The following is a 6,000-nucleotide window of genomic DNA, read 5'->3' on the forward strand; positions in this document are numbered from 1 at the left end:
TTGCGTTGCGTCGCCGGCCGGTGGGCGGATCGCCCGGATCGGGGGTGGATTGCCCGGGTCCGTGGTGGTGGGGTGGTCGGGCGGGTTTCGTCGCGCCGGGTGGTGTTTCGTCACGTCCCGGGTGGGGTGGTGGCCTGCTGGCGGCGGGCGCGGTGGGCGCGGGAGCGGCAGCGCGGGGAGCAGTGGCGGCGCCGGCGGCCGGTGGCGGCGGCCGCGGGCAGTGCGCCGCCGCACTGTTCGCACCGTGCCCCGGCCTCCGCCCCGGCCTCCGCCCCGGCCCCTGCGCCGGCCCCGGCCTCCGCCCCTGCGCCGGCTCCGGTGCCGGTTGCCGGGTCCGGTCGTGCGGCCGGCTCGGGGGCGGGGGCGGGTGCGGTGTTGTCGGGTCGTGCCGTGACGGCGGCGCGCAGGCGTTCGGTGATGACGCCGGCCTGGAAGCGGCTGGTGGCGCCGAGTGTTTCGAGCAGTTCGGAGACGTGCCGGCGGCAGGTGCGCAGGGAGACGCCGAGCCGGCGGGCGATCGCCTCGTCCTTGAGGCCGTTGGACAGTTGCTGGACGATGGTCTGCTTGAGGTCCTCGGAGACGTCGTGGGCGGCCTGCGGGCCGACCGAGAAGGGTGCGGCGTTGCCCCAGTCGCGTTCGAACGCGGCGATCAGGAAGGCGAGCAGGGAGGGTTCGCGGATGACGAGCGCGCCGCTGCCGGGGGCGGGCAGGAAGGCGAGTTCGCGGTCGATGACGATCATCTGGGGCAGTACTTCGGGCAGGGTGCGGATCTCGGCGCCGGCGGCGATCAGCTGTTCGGCGTTGGTTCTGGTGGGCTGGTCGTAGCGGGTGGCGTGCTGGTAGAGGTTGCGCATCCGCAGGCCGGAGGCGAGCAGGGCCAGGTCGCGGGGCAGGGCCTCGCGCAGGGCGGCGGGCGGGAAGGCGCCGCCGGGTTTGGAGACCAGGACTTCCTCGCGGGCGGCGTCGACGGCCTCCACCAGCATGGCGCGTACCGCGATCTTGTCGGTGAGCAGGTCGATCATGCCGTGCGGGTGGGAGAGCTGGCGGCCGTGCAGGTAGACGGGCATCAGGGCGGCGTACTGTTCGCGCATCCCCTGCAGGCGCTCGCGTTCGCGGCGCAGTTCGTCCTCCTGGCCGCGCAGTTCGTCCTCGCGCGAGCGCAGGGCGCCTTCGCGTTCGGCCAGGTGCTGGGCGCCGGCGGCCTGCGGGCTCTGTGCCTCCCAGACGGTGCCGCGCGGGGTGTGGAGTTCCTTGAGCAGGCCGGCGCCGGTGAGGGTGTCGAAGGCTGCCCGGCAGGCGTCCTCGCCCAGGTCGGTCTCGTCGGCGGCCCGGGCCCGGGCCTCGGCGGTCACCGGGTCGTTGATCAGTGCCCAGTGGTAGAGGCTCTGGGCCCCTTCGGTGAGCTGCGGGTCCTGCGGCCGGCTGGTCACGGCATACCTCCTGAACGTGCATGGCGCGCAGATGAGACCTGTGATCCCTCCCGGCGGGCCGCTGGGGCCTGCGAGTCTTCTTCCCATCGGCGGGCGCCGCACCGGAGCCCGGCGACCCGAGGCCAGGTCACACAGCAGGTGGGGAAGGGAGATCCCGTGGAGAAGAGGTTCGCACGGCACACGGTGGCGGCGGTACTGGGGCTGGCCCTGACGGGCCTGGCCGGGGCGGGTACGGCCGCCTCGGCGGGGCCCGGCACGACCGCCTGGGGCAAGGCCGCGCCCCCCGTGGCCGTGCCCGCCAAGCCGTGCCCCAACGTCCTCACCACCGCCTGGGGGGACGGCCATCCCCCCTTCGGACACTGCCCCGTCTGAGCCCGGAAGGGCTCGCCGCGGGGCAGGGGCGGCGGAAGCCATCCGCTGCCGGCTGGGCGGGTGGGATCCGCCCCGGGGCATCCGGGCGCCGTCGCGACTCGTCGCGACGGCGCTTTCGCGTGACCACCCGCCCCGGGGGGCGCCCCGCCCCGGGTGGCGCCCCGCCCCGGGGGCGGTCCGGCCGGGGGTGGTCCGGCCGGGGGTGGCTGGGCGGGTCCCGGGTACGTCCCCGGGTGCGCCGACGGTGGCCGAAACCGGCGGGTACCGTCCGCGCCCGGGGGCACAATCATCGCCGTGAGCATGCACCGTGACCCGCTGCACCGGTCGGCCCGCTGGCCCGGCTACGCCGCCGCCGTGTGGGGGTTCTCCTTCGCCGTGCCGAGTTTCTACTGGGCGCTGGGTGGTACGGCCCTGGCCTCGTCGACGGTCTCGCCCTCGCTGGTGAGACTGATGGAGGAGCACGATGCGGGCTTCGTCGCGGTGTTGTGGATCACGGGGCTGCTGAAGGCGGTCGGCGGGGTGCTGGGCCTGGCGCTGGTGGGCGGGCGTGGCTGGGGGCGCCGGCAGCGCTGGGCGGACCGGGTGCTGCAGCTGATGGCGTGGGGCGCCGCGGTGCTGCTGGTGTGGCACGGGGCGCTGTTCGTCGGGCAGGGGCTGCTGACGCAGGCCGGTGTCGTCCACGTGGACGCGGACGCGCAGTCGGTCAGCCGCTGGTACACCTACCTGTGGGGGCCGTGGTTCGTGGCCGGCGGTGTCGCGTTCCTGCTCGCCGGGCGCTCCCACCTGCGCCGGGCGGTGGACCGCCGTGACGCCGCCCGCGCGGGCCGCCTGGGCGCGCTGGGCGCGCTGGGCCTGTCGGTCGCGGCCCTGATCGGCGGGATCGGTTAGGGCGCCACGACGCCGGCCGCCGGCCCCGACTCGGTCGGGTCGGGGCCGGCGGCCGTGGGGCGCGGGGCCGTGGGGTGCGGCGTGCGGGTCAGGAGACGACGGCCGCGGGGCCGCCCCAGAACTTGGTCCAGCCCGGGCCCTTGGGGTCGACGGACCAGAAGGTGCCGTTGGTGTCGTGGGCGTAGGTGACGAGGTGTCCGGTGGCGGGGTCGGCGATGGTGAACGGGTTGCCGCCCAGGACGGTGCCGGAGGCGGTGGGGGTGAACTCGGTCCAGCCGGGGCCCTGCGGGTCCACCGAGAACAGCTTGTGGTCGGGGCCGTTGACGTAGGTGATCAGGTGGTTGGTGGCGGGGTCGACGACCGTCATCGGGTCACCGGCGGCCATCGCGCCGAAGTCGGTCCAGCCGGGGCCCTTGGGGTCGACGGACCACAGGTGGTTGGCGGTGTCGCGGATGTAGGTGATGAGGTGTCCGGTGGCCGGGTCGGCGACGACGCTCGGTACCGCGTCCGACATCATCACGGTGCCGGAGTTGGTGGGGGTGAACTCGGTCCAGCCGGGGCCCTGGGGGTCGACGGACCACAGGCGGTGGTCGGGGCCGTTGACGTAGGTGATCAGGTGCTTGGTCGCCGGGTCCACCACGGTGACCGGGTCGCCGGCGGCCATCGCGCCGAAGTCGGTCCAGCCGGGGCCCTTGGGGTCGACGGACCACAGGTGGTTGGCGCTGTCGCGGACGTAGGAGATCAGGTGCCCGGTGGCCGGGTCGGCCACGACGCTGGGCCGCAGCGAGCGCGGCGCCGGCGGCGGCGCGGGAGCGTCGTCGACGATGTTGTTGTAGCGCAGGCCGGTGTAGTAGTTGGTGGGCCAGCCCTCCAGGCTGGAGCTGTTGATGTTCGCCTTGGTGGGGCCGTGGGTGGGGTTGTGGCTGTTGCTCTCGGCGTAATAGGTGAAGTCGCCGTTGGACTGGTTGCTCCAGCCGGCGAACAGGAAGGTGTGCTCGGCGGTGTAGTCGAGCGCGTCGCCCGCCTTGAGCTGGGAGAAGCCGATCCTGGAGGAGACGTTCGGCAGGGTCTGGGTGACCAGGCTGTCGGTCAGGTGCCAGGCCATGGACACGTAGCCGGAGCAGTCCTCGCGGTACGTGCCGTTGGCGTCGCTCTTGTAACCCGACTGGTTGTACGGCACGCCCTCGTCGACCCAGCTCTGGGCGCGGGCCAGCACCTCGCTGCGGGTGATCGTGCCGCCCGCCGAGGAGGCGGCCTGGGCGGGGGCGGCCGCCGTGACCGTGGTGAGCACGGTGGCGCTGAGGCCGGCGGCGACGAAGGCGGCCAGCGAACGGGCCAGCGAACGGGTGAGGGAGCGGGTGAGAGAGCGGGAGACGCGGGACATGGCGAGGACCTTTCTCGGGGCATGCGGAAGCGGAGGGCGCAAGGGGCGGTGCGAAGTCGGGCAAGGCGCCGGGCCGGGCCGGCCTGCGGGCCGGGGGGTGGTCGGTGCGGCGGTCAGTGCGGTGCGGGCGCGGTGTCCAGGTGGGCGGCCAGCTCGGTGAGGGCGCCGCGGTCGTCGGTGGCCGACAGGGCGTGGTCGCCGGGGGCGTCGGCGGGGACGGCGAACTGGAGGACGGCGAGGACGCCGCCGCGCCGGACCACGTAGACGTGGCCGGTCTGCGGGCCGGGGGCGGACATGCCGGCCACGGCGGTCCACTGCCGCGCGTAGGCGCTTCCGTCCGCGGTCGTCGCCGTCGTGGCGACCTGGGCGTCCGGGGCGAGCTTCGCGGCGCTCTGCAGGGTGCGGGACCGCTGCTGGCAGGTGTCCATCGCGGCCAGCACGTCGGCGTAGGCGCGCCGGGCGGCGGCGGGGTCGGTGAAGGTGAAGGTGTCCTGGATGGCGGGGGTCTTGAAGTTGCCGACGTAGCCCTGCTGTTGCCAGGAGGCGGCGCCCTTGACGGTGGCGCACTCGTTCAGGCCCACGTCGTGGACGACGGGCTGGGTGTGCGGCCGCGCGATCGGCTTCCAGGCCGCGCGACCGGCGTCCGGCAGCTTCTCCGCGGCCAGCGGCGCCGGCGCGGCTGCGGCGGGAGCGGTGGCGGCCGGTGGGGCGGGCTCGGCCGCAGGCGGCTGCGCGGCTCCCGTGGCCGGTGCGGCGGTGGAGGCGGGTTCGGCGGGCGGCGCCGACGCGGGCTCCGGCCGCCCGGACGGCGCGGCGGAGGCGGACGCCGGTGCCGCCGGTGCGGCGGGGGCCTGCGGTGCGGCGGAGGCGAAGGCGCTCGGGGCGGCGGTGTCGGCCCGGGCCGGGGCGGAGGCGTGGGCGCCGGTGTCGACCGCGGTCAGGGCGAGGGCGCCCGCGGTCACGGCGCACAGGGCGGCGGCGGTGCGCACGAGGATCGACGTCTTGGTGGCCACGAAGGGATCTCCTGATCGGTCGGGCGGGCGGAAGCGGGCGTGGTGGAACAGCCGCCGGGCGCGGGCGGGTTCGAGCCGGGGCGTCGGGCGTCGGGCGCCCGGGGGGAGAGAGGGGAGAGGGGGAGCGGATGTGCCGGGTCCGGGTCAGCGGGCGGTGGCTGCCGGGGGTTCGAGCGGCAGGTAGCCGTGGCGCAGCAGGGGCGAGGTGCGGTGGCTGCGGGTGATCAGGCGGTGGGCGCGGCTGACGGCGTCACTCTCGTCGGGTGTGTCGCGGGTGAGCAGGTAGAGCAGGAGGTCGATGCGGTCGGGGGCGGGCAGCGCGCTGGCGTGCTGGAGGCCGTCCGCGGGTTCGGCGTGCGCCCACAGGGCGTCGACGGCTTCGGCGGCCTCGGCGGCCTCGTTCTCCCGTGCTGCGGCGACCGGTTGGCGGCGTTTCAGGCTGGCGTGGACGATCTCCATCGCGAGGGCCGGTCGGCTCAGCCGTTGGTGGCCGGGGCCACGGTCCCGCCCCACCCGATGCCGGCCGGGGCGACGGTGCCGCCCCAGCCGATGCTGTCGTCGGTGGCCGGGGCGCCAGCGGTGGCGACGGTGCCGCCCCAGCCGATGCTGTCGTCGGCGGTGGCGGAGGCGGCGGTGGGGGCGATCAGGAGGGTGGTGAGGGCGATGGTGGCGACCGCGGCGGCCTGGGCGATACGGGTGCGGATCATGACGGAGTCCTTTTCTGCTCGTGGGAAGAGGTGGGCCGGGCCGGCTGGGGCGTCCCGCGGTTGACGCTTCGTCCGGCCTCGCCGTTCGGGCTGTTTCCCCGGCGGCGATCACTAGTGCCGCATCAGGCAACGTTCGCCCCGTTGCGGCATGCTGTCCGGTTGCCGTTGGCGGCAACCGGACAGTCAGAATGATCACGTGGCTGAAC

Annotated in this window: 7 protein-coding genes; 2 read left to right on the top strand and 5 right to left on the bottom strand. The window is 75.3% G+C overall.

All coding sequences use genetic code 11. The features are described 5' to 3' along the window. Positions 1 to 110 precede the first annotated feature (110 nt). The gene (locus ACPC54_RS35825; protein ID WP_498970815.1) at positions 111 to 1,430 is read right to left on the bottom strand and encodes a helix-turn-helix transcriptional regulator; all 1,320 of its coding nucleotides are present in this window, start codon (positions 1,428 to 1,430) and stop codon (positions 111 to 113) included. Positions 1,431 to 1,586: 156 nt separating this feature from the next. Here ACPC54_RS35825 and ACPC54_RS35830 point away from each other — a divergent pair, with 156 nt between their 5' ends. Then, positions 1,587 to 1,802 carry a hypothetical protein gene (locus ACPC54_RS35830; RefSeq protein WP_498970817.1) on the top strand — a complete coding sequence of 72 codons (216 nt, stop codon included), beginning with the start codon at positions 1,587 to 1,589 and terminating at the stop codon, positions 1,800 to 1,802. A gap of 300 nt (positions 1,803 to 2,102) precedes the next feature. Beyond that, positions 2,103 to 2,690 (top strand): DUF3995 domain-containing protein, encoded by a 588-nt coding sequence (locus ACPC54_RS35835; protein ID WP_498970835.1) that lies wholly within the window; start codon positions 2,103 to 2,105, stop codon positions 2,688 to 2,690. Positions 2,691 to 2,778: 88 nt separating this feature from the next. Here ACPC54_RS35835 and ACPC54_RS35840 read toward each other — a convergent pair whose 3' ends face one another. The 4 genes from ACPC54_RS35840 to ACPC54_RS35855 all read right to left on the bottom strand — a co-directional run bounded on the left by ACPC54_RS35840 (position 2,779) and on the right by ACPC54_RS35855 (position 5,794). Then, positions 2,779 to 4,074 carry a PLL family lectin gene (locus tag ACPC54_RS35840; RefSeq protein WP_498970819.1) on the bottom strand — a complete coding sequence of 432 codons (1,296 nt, stop codon included), beginning with the start codon at positions 4,072 to 4,074 and terminating at the stop codon, positions 2,779 to 2,781. A gap of 113 nt (positions 4,075 to 4,187) precedes the next feature. Further along, entirely contained in the window at positions 4,188 to 5,087 is a 900-nt protein-coding gene (locus tag ACPC54_RS35845) for a hypothetical protein (RefSeq protein ID WP_498970821.1), read from the bottom strand. 144 nt (positions 5,088 to 5,231) lie between these two features. Continuing rightward, the gene (locus ACPC54_RS35850; protein ID WP_498970823.1) at positions 5,232 to 5,546 is read right to left on the bottom strand and encodes a hypothetical protein; all 315 of its coding nucleotides are present in this window, start codon (positions 5,544 to 5,546) and stop codon (positions 5,232 to 5,234) included. A 17-nt stretch (positions 5,547 to 5,563) separates the two neighbouring features. Further along, a complete protein-coding gene (locus ACPC54_RS35855; protein ID WP_498970825.1) occupies positions 5,564 to 5,794 on the bottom strand; it encodes a hypothetical protein in 231 nt (76 codons plus the stop codon). Positions 5,795 to 6,000: the final 206 nt, after the last annotated feature.

This window comes from Kitasatospora sp. NPDC094028 (genome assembly GCF_049543595.1).
In the GTDB taxonomy this organism is placed as follows: Bacteria; Actinomycetota; Actinomycetes; order Streptomycetales; family Streptomycetaceae; genus Kitasatospora.